Origin of the sequence: Devosia yakushimensis (assembly GCF_030159855.1) — a bacterium.
In the GTDB taxonomy this organism is placed as follows: domain Bacteria; phylum Pseudomonadota; class Alphaproteobacteria; order Rhizobiales; family Devosiaceae; genus Devosia; species Devosia yakushimensis.
The window spans coordinates 1,301,381-1,313,809 of the sequence record NZ_BSNG01000001.1 but is presented as its reverse complement, the minus strand read 5'-3'; the positions used below and the strand labels follow the sequence as shown (position 1 = coordinate 1,313,809).

The following is a 12,429-nucleotide window of genomic DNA, read 5'->3' as shown; positions in this document are numbered from 1 at the left end:
GGCCGGACTAGGACCGGAATTGCCCGGCCCACATTCTCGTCAGAAATCGCAGCCAGGATGCGAACCACCATACGTCAAGGTGGAGGACCATGATGTTTCGTGTATCAGCCTGGGCATCTCTAATCGTTCTGCTCGCCTGCTCGGCGGCGGCCATGGGTGAGGACGAGGCCCATATACCCGACACGGCCATCGAGGTGGATGTCAGCGACGACATCACCATCGACTTCTCGCAGATCGACGTGATGACCAGCAAGGACCCGATACCCTTGCTTGCCGGCATTACCGATCAGTTTGGCGGCGAAACGGTATTGGGCGAGGTCGAGCTCAAAGTACCGATCGCCCGGGCCGATTTTGACGCCCTGATGCAGGCAAGGGCCTCGAAGGCAATGTCGTTTCAATGCGAACGGGGCGGGCTCTACGAAGTCGAGGGAACGCGGCTGGTTGCCGGTGATTCCTGCGAAATGATAATTGCCGAGGAGGCGGACCAATGACCGTTCGTTATGCGAGCCTGGCCGCGTTGACAGCGTTTTCCCTGTGGAGTGCGCCCGGATTCGCGCAATCGGAGCTGCGGTTTCCCGACGCCACCGAGACCGTGCCGGAGCTGATCGACCTCTATGACGAGGCGGATTCGGCCTGCCGCCTATCGACCAGCGGCGACGTGAAGGTCGCCGTCGCCTGCAGCTCCCGCGCGATCTATGGCGTCGCCCTCAACGAGAGGAACTGGTGCAAGGGGCGGGAAAATGAAGCGAATGCCGTGATGGAATGGCACGAATGCGAGCCCAATTCGCTGCGCTTCGATCCATTGCCCGAAGGCGGATGACGGATATCGGGGGGTTTTGGAGGATGGCGGCTTGTAGCGCCCTTCATATCGGGCGGGCTGCTACAAGCGCCTAAAATCCTTCAACTCTCTGAGAATGAGAGAGTTTGGTGCGGTCGAGAAGACTCGAACTTCCACATCTTGCGATACAGCGACCTCAACGCTGCGCGTCTACCAATTCCGCCACGACCGCACGTTTGGTAGGCTCCCTGCCCGAAGGCCCGAAGCGAGTGGGGATGTAGCAAAGGTCTCTGCCAACCTCAAGCGCTTAAATCGAGATTTCACGAAAGCTGTGAATTGGGGCGCGCACTGCGTCCGCAATAAAGTCCGCAAATCGACGGAATGCTTGCGTCCGCGCTACAGCTTCGGCGGATTTTCGTCGTGCTGAGCGGCCCCTTGGACGGGCGGCAGCCAATGCTCGCGGCGCACCGTCCAGACCTCGAGCATGGGCCCGATGCCGTTCGGGGCCTCATCAAGCGTTCCAAGGAACACCTCGGCGCCGCCCTCGAACAAAAAGAAGAGCCGCGCACCGCATTTCGGGCAGAACTGCCTGCGCTCATAGGTCTCGACGGTACCGGACATGCTGAATTGGGATTGGTGCCAGTTTGCAGTCGCCGAGAAACTCGAACCGATGAGCTTCCGGCAGGTCTTGCAATGGCAGAGGCCGGCTATGTAGGGCTCGCCCCGGACTTCGTATCTGACCGCCCCGCAGAGGCAGCCCCCCGTTCGCACTGCTTCTAGCGCCACGACGGCCTCCCCCATCCACAGAGCGAACGCCCCTAGCCGCGCTTGAACACCTTCTCGGAGATCAGCACGCGCAAATGACCCTCTTCCACGCTGACTTCGCCATGGGCGATCAGTGTGTTATTGGCATAGATATTGAGCGGATCGTTCTCCATGGCGTCCAGTTCGATCACCGCGCCGCGGCCCATGCGCAGCAAATGGTGGATCGGCATGGTCGTCGCGCCGAGCTCGACGGTGATGTCCACTTCAATATTGTCTAATGTGCTCATAGATAAAGTCGGCCACCTCGCCCGCAGCACAATAGGCGCGCGGAATCTCTACCCCACGATCCTTGGATCCTTATGGTTATGGAAGTGTTAACGAACCCCTCCGGCGGCTGCGACACCAGCAGCAAACTCATCCGGGCCGACCGCCGGCCGGTGGAATGGCTGATATCGTCCGCCCCGGTGCCCTACCCCGCCGCGCTCGCCGCCATGCAGGCGCGCGCCGCCGCCATCGCTGCCGGCGAAGCCGGAGAGGCCATCTGGCTTCTGGAGCACCCTCCGCTCTATACCGCTGGCACATCGGCCGTTCCGGGCGATCTGCTGTCGGACCGCTTCCCCGTCTACGATGCCGGACGTGGCGGGCAATATACCTATCACGGTCCGGGCCAGCGCGTGGCCTATGTCATGCTCGACCTGCGCGAGCGCGGCCGCGACATTCGTTGCCTGGTGCAGGGGCTCGAGGGCTGGGTCATCGACACACTGGCCGCCTACAATATCGAGGGCGGGCGCCGCGAAGGCCGGATCGGCGTCTGGGTCGGCCGCCCAGACAAGGGGCCGCAGAAGGAAGACAAGATCGCCGCCATCGGCGTGCGCGTCTCCAAATGGGTCACCTTTCACGGCATTTCGCTCAATATCGATCCCGATCTCAGCCATTATGACGGCATCGTTCCCTGCGGCATCACCGACCAGGGCGTCACCAGTTTCGAGGATCTGGGACACCTGGTCTCAATGCCTGAAGTCGATTCAGTGCTGCGCACTGCTTTCGAAGGCCGGTTCGGCCCGACCACCAATGCCGTAACGGAGGGCCTTGTGTCGGCTAGCTGAGTTGCCCAAGTTGCGGTTAAGCTCGAATCGAGCCTCGGAAGGAGCACCGAAATGACACTGGATGACCTCAAACGCCTGTTCACGCGCCAGACCCTGTTCCGGCTCGACGCCATCCTCTCGCCGAAGCTGGTGCCAATCCTCTATGCGCTGGGCCTGGCCGGCATCCTGCTCTGGGCCGTGAGCCATTTGTTCTGGAGCTTCGGCTTTGGTTTCGGCAATGGCCTGTGGGGCCTGCTCGAAATTGCCGTGTTCGGCCTGCTCTCGCTGGTCAGCCTGCGCATTGCCTGCGAGGCGCTGCTGGTCTGGTTCAAAACCCATGAGGCCAGCGGGGAGACAGTCAATCGCTCGCGCTATTCGGCCTCCCTGCTCGATGAAGTCCGCGACGCCATCCGCGATCTGGCCGAGGAAGGCGAGGACGCCGACTATGCCGAGGCTGACGAATATATCACCCCGGCCACCGAACCCGCCCCCTATGTGCCGCCGGCCCAGCCCTCGCCCGATGCCCCGCGCTCGCCGGCAACCACATCGGGCGAAGTGTTCAAGCCCCGCCGCACCGCCAAACGCACCCCGCCGCCCAAAGACGCCAGCTGAGGCAACACCGAAAAACAAAGAGGCCGCCGTGACCCATGTCGCGGCGGCCTCTTTTTGTCTGCGCTAGTCTTGTCGCGTTTCCGCTCCAGGCGCTTACTGCTTGTTGACGCTCCAGGCGCCCGGGCCGGCGAACACCAGATAGAGGAAGACGAAGCAGAACAGGATTGCCGCGTCGCCACCATTGTTGACGGGGAAGAAATTCATCGGCGAGTGCACCATGAAATAGGCAAAGGCCATGGTGCCCGAGGCAATGAAGGCCGCCGGACGGGTGAAAAAGCCGATGGCGATCAGGATGCCGGTGACGATTTCAATGATGCCGGCGATCCAGAAGATCGAGAAGGCGGGCGGCGCCATTTCGGTGGCGGGGAAGCCCAGCACCTTCTGGGTGCCATGGGCAATGAACAGCAAGGCGGCAACGACGCGCAGCACGGCGAGGGCCTGCGGCGCGTAGGCGGAGAGACGATCGAACATTTGTGCTCCTTTTGAGCGTTGAAAGGCTGCGCTGGACTGGAGAATCCGGTGACGCACCGAGAAATTCTCCACTAACGCGACCGCTGGCAAGCAAAAACCCGAACAATACCGGACGCACTGTTCACCTTTTCGCGTGTTCAAGATGGCGTGTTCGTCACAATGGGCAGGTCAGCCACGCGTCTGGCGGGAGACGGTCACATTGCGTAACCGTCAAACTTTCTGTATGACGCGGCCAACAAATCCACGCATTGGAAATCTCGCTCACATGAGCCAAGCGCCAAAAATTGGCCTCGTCAGCCTCGGCTGCCCCAAAGCCCTCGTCGATAGCGAGCGCATCATGTCCACCCTGCGCTCGCAGGGCTATTCGTTTTCGCGCGACTATGCCGGCGCCGATATCGTGCTGGTCAACACCTGCGGCTTCCTCGACAGCGCCAAGCAGGAATCGCTCGAAGCGATCGGTGAAGCCCTCAACGAAAACGGAAGAGTGATCGTCACCGGCTGCCTGGGCGTCGAAGAAGAGTTGATCCGCAAAACCCATCCCTCGGTGCTCGCCATTTCCGGCCCGCACCAATATGAGAATGTGGTCAGCGCTGTGCACGAGCATCTGCCGCCCGTGCCGAACAAGTTCGTCGACCTGGTTCCCGAGAACGGCCTCAAGCTGACGCCGCGCCACTACGCCTATCTCAAGATTTCCGAAGGCTGCAACAATCGCTGCTCCTTCTGCATCATCCCCCAGATTCGCGGCGACCTGGCCTCGCGTCCGGCTGCCGGCATTCTGGGCGAGGCCGAGGGCCTGATCCGTGGCGGCGTCAAGGAATTGCTGGTGATCTCGCAGGATACCAGCGCCTATGGCGTCGATATCAAATATGCCGAGTCCAATTATCGCGGCCGTCCGGTCAAGGCCAAGTTCTACGACCTTGCCAAGGAACTGGGCCAGCTTGGCGCCTGGGTGCGCCTGCACTATGTCTACCCCTATCCCCATGTCGATGCGGTGATGGAACTGATGGCCGATGGCCTGGTCCTGCCCTATCTCGACATTCCGTTCCAGCACGCCTCGCCCAAGGTTCTCAAGGCCATGCGGCGCCCTGCGCACCAGGAAAAGACCCTCAACCGCATCCTCGACTGGCGCCGCCAGGTGCCCGATCTCACCGTGCGCTCGAACTTCATCGTCGGCTTCCCCGGCGAGACCGACGAAGATTTCGAAATGATGCTCGACTTCATCGAGGAAGCCGAGATCGACCGCGCCGGCTGCTTCAAATACGAGCCCGTCACCGGTGCCCCCGCCAATGAGCTCGACGGCATCGTGCCCGACGATGTGGCGCAGGACCGCTGGGAACAACTGATGGAAGTGGCGCAGAACGTGTCGGCCGGTCAGCTTGCCAAGAAGATCGGCCGCACCATCGATGTGCTGGTCGACGACGTCGATCCGGACAATAACCGGGTCATCGCCCGCTCCAAGTGGGACGCGCCCGAGATCGATGGCCAGGTCATCGTCTCCAAGGCCGACGGCATCAAGGTCGGCGATCTGGTTTCGGTCAAAGTGACCGGCAGCGATGAATACGACCTGTTTGCTGAACCGGCGAAAGCCGTGAACTAAGAGCGGGTTAAGCTCGTTTCCGGACTCAAATTAAGAGGCCGCTCCGAGACGGGGCGGCCTTTTCTATTGGCTCGCACAGCGACACCCCCACGGGGTCATCCCTCCACCAGTTTCGCCAATTGCCCGATCACCGTGCCCCAGCCGTCATGGAAGCCCATTTCGACATGCATGTCGCGGTCGGCCCGGTCCTTGTGCATCACATAGGACACATATTCCGTCCCCTCGGGATGATCTGACAGGGTGATGATGGCAGTCATGAAAGGCTGCTCCGCGGGACGCCATCCGCCCACCAGGGAATTGGTGAAGACGATCCGCTGCTCGGGCTCCACCGCCAGAAAGCACCCCTTGAGGTGCGGGCCGAAGGCCCCGCCATTTTCGCTCATCTGCGTTTCGAAAGCGCCGCCGGGCCGCAGCTCCATGGCCACCACCTTGCAAAGCGCGGGTTCTGGCAGCCACCATTTCTCGAAACGCGAGGGATCGGCCCAGGCCCGCCACACCGCAGCGCGCGGGGCCTTAATGACCCGGCTGATGGTGAGATCGAGCTGCGATGACACGTGCTGGTTCATTTTGACTTCTCCTCTTCCTGCATGACGAATTGCTCGAGCCGGTCGGCCCGGCCCTCCCAGAGCGCCCGCTGATCGGCCAGCCAGGCCTCGATCCGGGCGAATTGCCGCTTGTCGATGGCACAGGTGCGCACCCGGCCCTCCTTGTGCGTCTGAATCAGGCCGCTCCCCTCCAGAAACCGAATGTGCTTCATGAAGGACGGCAGGGCCATGTCAAAGGGCCGCGCCAGATCGCTGATGCTGGCGGGCCCCTGCCCCAATCGGCCGAGCACGGCCCGCCGCGTGGGATCGGCCAGGGCCTGAAAAATGCCGTCGAGCTGCTGTGAATACTGTTCCATAAGGCTAAGTATCACTGCAAAATACTTAGCGCAAGAGCTAAGTGTCTATCTCCATCGACGTTGTCGGATGGAAATCTTATCGCGTCGCTGCCCATCGCCGCGCAACGTCTTTGCCTCGCGCGGCGACGCCATAAATTACTCATCCAAACCAAGAGTTTAGCCTTTGACGCCGTAATCGGGGCCGTTGCATCACCTTGAGCCAATGCGCCTTTGGAGTTTCAGCGTCACATGAACAAGTTCCTCGCTACCGCTGTCCTGGCCCTTGGCCTCGGCGCGGTCCCGGCCTTTGCCCAGCCCACCGACATTCTCAACGCGTCCTATGACATTGCCCGCGAGCTGTTCGAGGCCGAGAACGCGGCCTATGCCGCCAGCGGCGCGACGGTCACCATCAACCAGTCCCATGCTGGCTCCTCCGCCCAGGCCCGCGCCGTGCTCGAAGGTCTTGCCGCCGATGTGGTGACCTTCAACCAGGTGACCGATATCGACAAGCTTGTCGAAGGCGGTTTCGTCTCGGCCGATTGGGCGACACAGTTCCCGAACAACGCCGCGCCCTTCTATTCCTTCCCGGCCTTCCTGGTGCGCGCTGGCAATCCCAAGGGCATCAAGGACTGGGGCGACCTGGCCGCCGATGGCGTGCAGGTGATTTTCCCTAATCCCAAGACCTCCGGCAATGGCCGCTATACCTATCTGGCAGCCCGCGCCTGGGCCAACGAGGAATATGCCGGTGACGAAGCCCAGGTCGAGGCTTTCCTCACCAAGCTGTTCAACAATGTTCCGGTGTTTGAAACCGGCGGCCGCGCCGCCACCACCGCCTTCACCGAGCGCCAGCTTGGCGATGTGCTGGTGACCTTCGAGGCCGAAGTGCTGGGCGTGCGCAAGCAGCTTGGCGCCGACAAATATGATGCCGTGATCCCCTCGGTCAGCTTCCTCTCTGAATTCCCGGTGGCCATTGTCGACAAGGTCGTCGATAGCCGCGGCAGCCGCGATCTGGCCAAGGCCTATCTCGATTTCCTCTTCACCCCCGAAGGCCAGGAAGTCGCCGCCGCCAATTTCCACCGCGTCAATGATGAGGCTGTCGCCGCGGCCCATGCCGCCGATTTCCCCGAAGTCCGCCTCGTTTCGGTCGAAGACGCCTATGGCGGCTGGGCCAAGGTCAGCGAGGAGCATTTCGCCGATGGCGGCCTGCTCGATAAGGTCTTCCTCAACCAGTAACTGAGCCCTTACCGGTTTTCTGGCGTGGCCACGTGCCACGCCATATCTGTTTTCAAGGACCACCATGGCTTCGCGACGCAGCAAGCATTTGCTTCCCGGCTTCGGGCTGACGCTGGGCGTTTCGATGCTCTATCTCACCATCATCATCGTCCTGCCGCTGCTGGCCATGCTGCTCAAGGTGGGTGGCATGGGCTGGCCCGAATTCTGGCGCATCGTCGGCTCGAACCGTTCGCTCGCGGCCTATCGCATCACCTTCGGCTCGGCGCTCGCGGCCACTGTCTTCAACGGGCTTTTCGGCCTGCTGCTCGCCTGGGTGCTGACGCGCTATACATTCCCCGGCAAGCGCCTGCTCGACGCGCTGGTCGACCTGCCCTTCGCCTTGCCCACCGCCGTCGCCGGCCTGGTTCTGGTGACCCTCTTCGCGGAAACCGGCTGGTATGGCCAGTTTCTCGAACCCAATGGGCTCAAGGTCAACTACACCCAGCTCGGCATCATCGTGGCCATGAGCTTCACGTCCATTCCCTTCGTGGTCCGCACGGTTCAACCGGTGCTCGAAGAGGTGGAAGCCGATCTCGAACAGGCAGCCATGACGCTGGGCGCCACGCACTGGCAAATCTTCGCCCGCATCATCTGGCCCACCATATTGCCCGCCTTCATGACCGGATGCGTGCTCTCTTTTGCCCGCTCGCTGGGAGAGTTCGGCGCGGTGGTCTTCATCGCCGGCAATCTGCCGGGCCTCACCGAGATTGTTTCGCTGCTGATCTTTATCCGCCTCGACGAATTCAACTATGAGGGCGCCGCGGCGCTGGCCTTTATCCTGCTTCTCGCCGCCTTCGCCACCCTGCTTGCCACCAATGCGCTGCAGGCCTGGCAAGTGCGCTATGCGGATCGGAGCACGTGATGACGGTCAGCCGTAGCCGTTCCCCCGCCGAAATCACTCTGATCGCGCTGGCCGTCGTCCTTTCGGCGCTGATGCTGGTGGTTCCGGTCGCCCTTATCTTCACCTATGCCCTGCGGGAAGGCATCGGCGTCTATTTCGCCAATATTCTGGAACGCACCACGCTGCATGCCATTGGCCTCACCGTGTTGACCGCCCTTATCGTGGTGCCGATCAATATGGTGGTCGGCGTCTGCATTGCCTGGCTGGTGACCCGGTTCCGCTTTCGCGGCCGGCAATTGATCATCACCATTATCGAACTGCCCGCCTCGGTCAGCCCCATCGTTGCCGGTGTGGTCTATCTCTTCCTCTATGGCGGCCAGGGCCTGCTTGGTCCGGTGCTGCAAGGCATGGGCATACAGCTCATGTTCACGGTCACGGCGATTATCTTGGTCAGCCTCTTCGTCACCGCGCCCTTCGTTGCCCGCGAGCTGATCCCGCTCATGCAGCAACAGGGAACCGAAGACGAGGAGGCGGCGCTGTCGCTTGGCGCCAATGGCTGGCAGATGTTCCGCTTCGTCACCCTGCCCAATATCCGCTGGGCCATCGTCTATGGCGCGGTGCTGACCAATGCGCGGGTGATGGGGGAATTTGGCGCGGTGTCGGTCGTTTCCGGCTCCATTCGCGGCCAGACCAATACCCTGCCCCTCCAGATCAGCCAGCTTTTCAACGATTTCAACGTCACGGGCGCCTTTGCCGCGGCCTCGACGCTGGCGCTGATCGCGGTGGCGACACTGATCCTCAAATCCAGCCTGGAAGCCCGCGGCTGGCAATAGGCAGCGCTTGCGGCTAGGTTCTTTGGCATGACTGCTTCCGCATCTAAACCGCCGGTCATTGCCCTTGTCGCCACAGGCGGCGATGTCGTGTCACGCGCCAGAGCAGCGCTGGCCGGAGGAGCTGAAATCATCGAAGTGACGGCCGATGACACGACCAGCGTTCAGCGGGAATTGGATAGTGTCGTTCCGGCCATAGAGGCTCTGATCAGTGCCGGAATTTCAGCGCCAATCGCAATAGCCAGCCGCCGGGCCCTGGTGGTCGACCAGGCGCTCGAAGCCGGCGCAACCCTTGTGCGCCCGCTCGATGGCGAAGAAGGGAGCGAGATCGCTGAAATCATAGCGCTGCATGGCGCGCGGACTGTCGCCGACCCCTAGGATCTATGCCCGGAGCGCTTCCAGCACGGCAATTGCGGTGTCGAACTCGACCCGGCGTTTCGCGCGGCGCTCGGCGGCTTCCTCGTCCTCGCCCCATTGGGCGATCTGGTAATCTTCATCGACATGCGCTGCCCGCCAGACTTCGTCCGGGGTGAACAGCCGGTTCCAGAAGCCGATTGCGAGGAGGCCCGAGCCGGTCAGCCCGGTAACATTGACCAGCGCCGTGAGCACGAGGAGATTTTCGCCGTCCAGCGTCTCGGCCAGACGGTCCAGCGTGGCCTGCGGCTGGGGCTGGTGCATTACGCCAATGGTGGGCTGGAAGCTGACGCCGAAATGCCGGGCCAGCCTGACCAGCGCATGGTCCCACACCAGTTCCTGCTCGCTGACCAGCTCTTGCGGCGCATCGGCGCGATAGAGCATGAGGTCGCCGGCAGCGAATTTGATGATCTCGGCACGGAAGGCCGGGATGGCATCGTCCCCGCTCTCCACCGCCGAATTGATCAGCCGGACCATGGGCATGGTCGTGGCATCGATGAATTCGCCCTGCGCCGCCCATTCCTCGGCCATGGCCGTGGCGATGGCGGCTGCGGGCACCACGATCGGAATTTTCCTGCCCGGTGTGCGAACCTGCCGCCCATCCAGCGTCACGACAAAGCCGCCATCGACCGGGGCTACGCCGACATCCTTGTAAAAGCGCTTGGGCAGCTCGACCTTGTTGGCATGCTGCGCCCGGCCATAGCCGTCATCGATATGCTTGTGAGCATCTTCAAGCTGGTCGCGCATGGCTTTACTCCAGGACTCTACGGATCGCTGCGTCGAGGTCGTCATAATGGTCGATCATGATATCCGCGCCGGCGGCAATCAGTTCGGTGGGGTCGTGATAGCCCCAGCTTACGCCAATAGCCCAGGCTCCAGCGGCCTTACCCATTTCGATATCGAAGGTCGTATCGCCCACCATCACCGTCTCGCCCGGCGTGGCGCCGGTTTCGGCCATGGCCCGCAGCAACATGCCGGGATGCGGCTTGGAGGGGTTGTGGTCGGGCGTCTGCAGGGTGACGAAATAGTCGGCAATATTGTGATTGCCGGTGATGCGGTGCACGCCATTGAGGCCCTTGCCGGTGGCGATGCCCAAAAGCATGCCATCCCACTGCCGCAGCCGCTGCAGGGCCTCCAGCGCGCCGGGAAACAGCCCCTCGCGATCGTTATGCGTCAGCACCGAGGCCCGGTAGTGGCTCCTATAGTCATTGACCAGCCTGTCGATCAGCGCCGGATCGTCGCTGCCCGCCAGCCGCACCAGGGCGACGGGCAGAGACAGGCCGATAACCCGGCGCGATTCCGCGGGACTGGGTGCATCGAGACCCGCGCCGATAAAGGTCGTCGCCATATGCTCGGTGATCAGCGCCTGGGTATCGATCAACGTGCCGTCCATGTCGAACATGACAAGGGTCATGCGCCGTCCTCCGGGTCCTTGCTGACATCGAACCGGTCGGGATCGAAGCCCAGCGCATCAAAGCTCTCGCGCATATGTGGCGGCAGCGGCGCGGAGACATCGAGCCGCTTGCCATTGCGCAGCGGCAGGGCAATGCGGCGGGCATGCAGGTGCAGCCCCTCGCCCAGCCCCGGCGCACCCTGCCAGTTCTCGATATTGAAATAGCGCGGATCGCCAATGATCGGCGTACCGAGCTGGGCCATATGCACGCGCAACTGATGGGTGCGGCCGGTCACCGGCTTGAGCGTGACCCAGGCAAAGCGGCGGCTGGCCGTATCGGTGGTCGAATAATAGCTCATGGAGTGCTGCGCGCCCGGCGTGCCGTTCTTGACCACGACCATCTGCTCGCCATCGGTCGTGGCCTGCTTGGCGAGGAAGCACGAAATCTCGCCCTGGCGGGGGGTCGGATTGCCCGCCACGAGCGCCCAATAAATCTTGCGGGCCGAGCGCGAACGGAACACCTCGCCGAAATGGCTGGCGGCCGACTGCGTCTTGGCAACGACGAGACAACCGGACGTGTCACGGTCGAGCCGATGCACCAGGCGCGGCGCCTCGCCGGCCTTGTTGGGTAGGCTTTTCAGCATGCCATCGAGATGGCGGAACGTACCGCTGCCGCCCTGCACGGCCAGGCCATGGGGCTTGTTGAAGACGTAGATATCCTCGTCTTCATAGAGAATGATATCGCGCAGGAATTGTGCATCGCCGGAATTGACCCTGGCCGGCTTGGGTGTCTCCGCATCGTCGATCGGGGGAATACGAACGGTCTGCCCGGCGGCAAGGCGCGTACTGGTCTGCACCCTGCCCTTGTCGACCCGCACTTCGCCATTGCGGATCAGCTTCTGCAGCCGTCCGAAACCGAGCTGCGGAAAATTTTGCGCAAACCAGCGGTCAAGACGCATCCCGTCTTCATCGCTGCTCACCTGCCGCTGTTGTACCGCACTCATGCCGGGCTGCCTCTGGTCACCAAAAGCCCGAGATAAAGGCCAATGAGGCAAACCACAACCGACAACAGCACATAGAGCCCCGCCTGGAGCATTTCGCCGCGCTCCATCAAGGCGATGGTGTCGAGGGAGAAGGACGAGAAGGTGGTGAAGCCGCCAAGAATGCCAATGGCGATGAACAACCTTGCCTCCTGCTGCCAGGGCGGCAAGGTGCGGGCCAGGATGCCGATGAACAGCCCCATGGCAGCGGAGCCGGCAATGTTGATCAACAACGTGCCAAGCGGAAAGGCATGGGGCCAGATACGGCCGACCAGAATGGAAACGCCGTAGCGTGATATGGCGCCGATGGCGCCGCCGAGGCCGACGAGGAGGAAGGGATACATGGCTACACTACTCCCCGCCGAAAAGGGGACGGCCCCAATGTTCCAGTCGTCACCCTCCCCCTTGCGGGGAGGGTCAGGGAGGGGGATGGGAGCCCGGTAGATTGGGA

At 62.3% G+C, this 12,429-nt stretch carries 18 protein-coding genes and 1 tRNA gene; 9 read left to right on the top strand and 10 right to left on the bottom strand.

Annotated features, from left to right (window positions below):
- Window positions 1-89: 89 nt before the first annotated feature.
- Window positions 90-491 carry a hypothetical protein gene (locus QQL79_RS06545; protein ID WP_284389096.1) on the top strand — a complete coding sequence of 134 codons (402 nt, stop codon included), beginning with the start codon at window positions 90-92 and terminating at the stop codon, window positions 489-491.
- Window positions 488-820, top strand: coding sequence for a hypothetical protein (locus tag QQL79_RS06540; RefSeq protein WP_284389094.1), 333 nt, complete (start codon window positions 488-490; stop codon window positions 818-820). The genes QQL79_RS06545 and QQL79_RS06540 overlap by 4 nt, the downstream gene beginning before the upstream one ends.
- A gap of 105 nt (window positions 821-925) precedes the next feature.
- On the opposite strand, the gene QQL79_RS06535 is transcribed toward QQL79_RS06540, so the two are convergent.
- The 3 genes from QQL79_RS06535 to QQL79_RS06525 form a co-directional block, all read right to left on the bottom strand.
- Window positions 926-1,010, bottom strand: a tRNA-Leu gene (locus QQL79_RS06535).
- A gap of 164 nt (window positions 1,011-1,174) precedes the next feature.
- Entirely contained in the window at window positions 1,175-1,579 is a 405-nt protein-coding gene (locus tag QQL79_RS06530) for a GFA family protein (RefSeq protein ID WP_348523173.1), read from the bottom strand.
- A 17-nt stretch (window positions 1,580-1,596) separates the two neighbouring features.
- Entirely contained in the window at window positions 1,597-1,830 is a 234-nt protein-coding gene (locus QQL79_RS06525) for a FliM/FliN family flagellar motor switch protein (protein WP_284389090.1), read from the bottom strand.
- 72 nt (window positions 1,831-1,902) lie between these two features.
- Between QQL79_RS06525 and lipB the strand changes: the two genes are divergently transcribed.
- Both lipB and QQL79_RS06515 read left to right on the top strand, forming a co-directional pair.
- Complete coding sequence (gene lipB, locus QQL79_RS06520; RefSeq protein WP_284389088.1) at window positions 1,903-2,649, top strand: lipoyl(octanoyl) transferase LipB; 747 nt, start codon at window positions 1,903-1,905, stop codon at window positions 2,647-2,649.
- A 51-nt stretch (window positions 2,650-2,700) separates the two neighbouring features.
- Window positions 2,701-3,240 carry a DUF4282 domain-containing protein gene (locus QQL79_RS06515; protein ID WP_284389085.1) on the top strand — a complete coding sequence of 180 codons (540 nt, stop codon included), beginning with the start codon at window positions 2,701-2,703 and terminating at the stop codon, window positions 3,238-3,240.
- Window positions 3,241-3,333: 93 nt separating this feature from the next.
- Here QQL79_RS06515 and QQL79_RS06510 read toward each other — a convergent pair whose 3' ends face one another.
- Window positions 3,334-3,711 carry a DoxX family protein gene (locus QQL79_RS06510; RefSeq protein WP_284389084.1) on the bottom strand — a complete coding sequence of 126 codons (378 nt, stop codon included), beginning with the start codon at window positions 3,709-3,711 and terminating at the stop codon, window positions 3,334-3,336.
- A gap of 265 nt (window positions 3,712-3,976) precedes the next feature.
- On the opposite strand from QQL79_RS06510, the gene rimO reads away from it, so the two are divergent.
- Complete coding sequence (gene rimO / locus QQL79_RS06505) at window positions 3,977-5,308, top strand: 30S ribosomal protein S12 methylthiotransferase RimO (RefSeq protein WP_284389082.1); 1,332 nt, start codon at window positions 3,977-3,979, stop codon at window positions 5,306-5,308.
- Between the two features lie 95 nt (window positions 5,309-5,403).
- On the opposite strand, the gene QQL79_RS06500 is transcribed toward rimO, so the two are convergent.
- Entirely contained in the window at window positions 5,404-5,874 is a 471-nt protein-coding gene (locus QQL79_RS06500; RefSeq protein ID WP_284389080.1) for an SRPBCC family protein, read from the bottom strand.
- Window positions 5,871-6,209, bottom strand: a complete 339-nt coding sequence (locus tag QQL79_RS06495) for an ArsR/SmtB family transcription factor (protein WP_284389078.1) — start codon at window positions 6,207-6,209, stop codon at window positions 5,871-5,873. Before QQL79_RS06495 ends, QQL79_RS06500 begins: the two co-directional genes overlap by 4 nt.
- 228 nt (window positions 6,210-6,437) lie before the next feature.
- Here QQL79_RS06495 and cysP point away from each other — a divergent pair, with 228 nt between their 5' ends.
- From cysP to QQL79_RS06475, 4 genes are all read left to right on the top strand, one after another.
- Window positions 6,438-7,421 carry a thiosulfate ABC transporter substrate-binding protein CysP gene (gene cysP / locus QQL79_RS06490; protein WP_284389076.1) on the top strand — a complete coding sequence of 328 codons (984 nt, stop codon included), beginning with the start codon at window positions 6,438-6,440 and terminating at the stop codon, window positions 7,419-7,421.
- A gap of 64 nt (window positions 7,422-7,485) precedes the next feature.
- A complete protein-coding gene (gene cysT / locus QQL79_RS06485) occupies window positions 7,486-8,322 on the top strand; it encodes a sulfate ABC transporter permease subunit CysT (RefSeq protein ID WP_284389074.1) in 837 nt (278 codons plus the stop codon).
- Entirely contained in the window at window positions 8,322-9,134 is an 813-nt protein-coding gene (gene cysW, locus QQL79_RS06480; protein ID WP_284389072.1) for a sulfate ABC transporter permease subunit CysW, read from the top strand. Before cysT ends, cysW begins: the two co-directional genes overlap by 1 nt.
- A 27-nt stretch (window positions 9,135-9,161) precedes the next feature.
- Window positions 9,162-9,509: a dihydropteroate synthase gene (locus tag QQL79_RS06475; RefSeq protein ID WP_284389070.1), complete on the top strand. Its 348-nt coding sequence runs from the start codon at window positions 9,162-9,164 to the stop codon at window positions 9,507-9,509.
- A gap of 3 nt (window positions 9,510-9,512) precedes the next feature.
- On the opposite strand, the gene QQL79_RS06470 is transcribed toward QQL79_RS06475, so the two are convergent.
- Genes QQL79_RS06470 through crcB form a run of 4 tightly spaced genes read right to left on the bottom strand, consistent with a single transcriptional unit; the run spans window position 9,513 to window position 12,322 of the window.
- Entirely contained in the window at window positions 9,513-10,292 is a 780-nt protein-coding gene (locus QQL79_RS06470) for an ATP12 family chaperone protein (protein WP_284389068.1), read from the bottom strand.
- Between the two features lie 4 nt (window positions 10,293-10,296).
- On the bottom strand, window positions 10,297-10,959 hold the full coding sequence (locus QQL79_RS06465; protein WP_284389066.1) for an HAD-IA family hydrolase: 663 nt from the start codon (window positions 10,957-10,959) through the stop codon (window positions 10,297-10,299).
- Complete coding sequence (locus QQL79_RS06460) at window positions 10,956-11,942, bottom strand: RluA family pseudouridine synthase (RefSeq protein WP_284389064.1); 987 nt, start codon at window positions 11,940-11,942, stop codon at window positions 10,956-10,958. Before QQL79_RS06460 ends, QQL79_RS06465 begins: the two co-directional genes overlap by 4 nt.
- Window positions 11,939-12,322 carry a fluoride efflux transporter CrcB gene (gene crcB, locus QQL79_RS06455; protein ID WP_284389062.1) on the bottom strand — a complete coding sequence of 128 codons (384 nt, stop codon included), beginning with the start codon at window positions 12,320-12,322 and terminating at the stop codon, window positions 11,939-11,941. The genes QQL79_RS06460 and crcB overlap by 4 nt, the downstream gene beginning before the upstream one ends.
- Window positions 12,323-12,429: the final 107 nt, after the last annotated feature.

Excerpts from the sequence above, each read along its gene's own strand:
- QQL79_RS06545 (WP_284389096.1), top strand. The coding sequence starts at position 90 with ATGATGTTTCGTGTATCAGCCTGGGCATCTCTAATCGTTCTGCTCGCC.
- QQL79_RS06540 (WP_284389094.1), top strand. The coding sequence starts at position 488 with ATGACCGTTCGTTATGCGAGCCTGGCCGCGTTGACAGCGTTTTCCCTG.
- QQL79_RS06530 (WP_348523173.1), bottom strand. The coding sequence starts at position 1,579 with ATGGGGGAGGCCGTCGTGGCGCTAGAAGCAGTGCGAACGGGGGGCTGC.
- QQL79_RS06525 (WP_284389090.1), bottom strand. The coding sequence starts at position 1,830 with ATGAGCACATTAGACAATATTGAAGTGGACATCACCGTCGAGCTCGGC.
- lipB (WP_284389088.1), top strand. The coding sequence starts at position 1,903 with ATGGTTATGGAAGTGTTAACGAACCCCTCCGGCGGCTGCGACACCAGC.
- QQL79_RS06515 (WP_284389085.1), top strand. The coding sequence starts at position 2,701 with ATGACACTGGATGACCTCAAACGCCTGTTCACGCGCCAGACCCTGTTC.
- QQL79_RS06510 (WP_284389084.1), bottom strand. The coding sequence starts at position 3,711 with ATGTTCGATCGTCTCTCCGCCTACGCGCCGCAGGCCCTCGCCGTGCTG.
- rimO (WP_284389082.1), top strand. The coding sequence starts at position 3,977 with ATGAGCCAAGCGCCAAAAATTGGCCTCGTCAGCCTCGGCTGCCCCAAA.
- QQL79_RS06500 (WP_284389080.1), bottom strand. The coding sequence starts at position 5,874 with ATGAACCAGCACGTGTCATCGCAGCTCGATCTCACCATCAGCCGGGTC.
- QQL79_RS06495 (WP_284389078.1), bottom strand. The coding sequence starts at position 6,209 with ATGGAACAGTATTCACAGCAGCTCGACGGCATTTTTCAGGCCCTGGCC.
- cysP (WP_284389076.1), top strand. The coding sequence starts at position 6,438 with ATGAACAAGTTCCTCGCTACCGCTGTCCTGGCCCTTGGCCTCGGCGCG.
- cysT (WP_284389074.1), top strand. The coding sequence starts at position 7,486 with ATGGCTTCGCGACGCAGCAAGCATTTGCTTCCCGGCTTCGGGCTGACG.
- cysW (WP_284389072.1), top strand. The coding sequence starts at position 8,322 with ATGACGGTCAGCCGTAGCCGTTCCCCCGCCGAAATCACTCTGATCGCG.
- QQL79_RS06475 (WP_284389070.1), top strand. The coding sequence starts at position 9,162 with ATGACTGCTTCCGCATCTAAACCGCCGGTCATTGCCCTTGTCGCCACA.
- QQL79_RS06470 (WP_284389068.1), bottom strand. The coding sequence starts at position 10,292 with ATGCGCGACCAGCTTGAAGATGCTCACAAGCATATCGATGACGGCTAT.
- QQL79_RS06465 (WP_284389066.1), bottom strand. The coding sequence starts at position 10,959 with ATGACCCTTGTCATGTTCGACATGGACGGCACGTTGATCGATACCCAG.
- QQL79_RS06460 (WP_284389064.1), bottom strand. The coding sequence starts at position 11,942 with ATGAGTGCGGTACAACAGCGGCAGGTGAGCAGCGATGAAGACGGGATG.
- crcB (WP_284389062.1), bottom strand. The coding sequence starts at position 12,322 with ATGTATCCCTTCCTCCTCGTCGGCCTCGGCGGCGCCATCGGCGCCATA.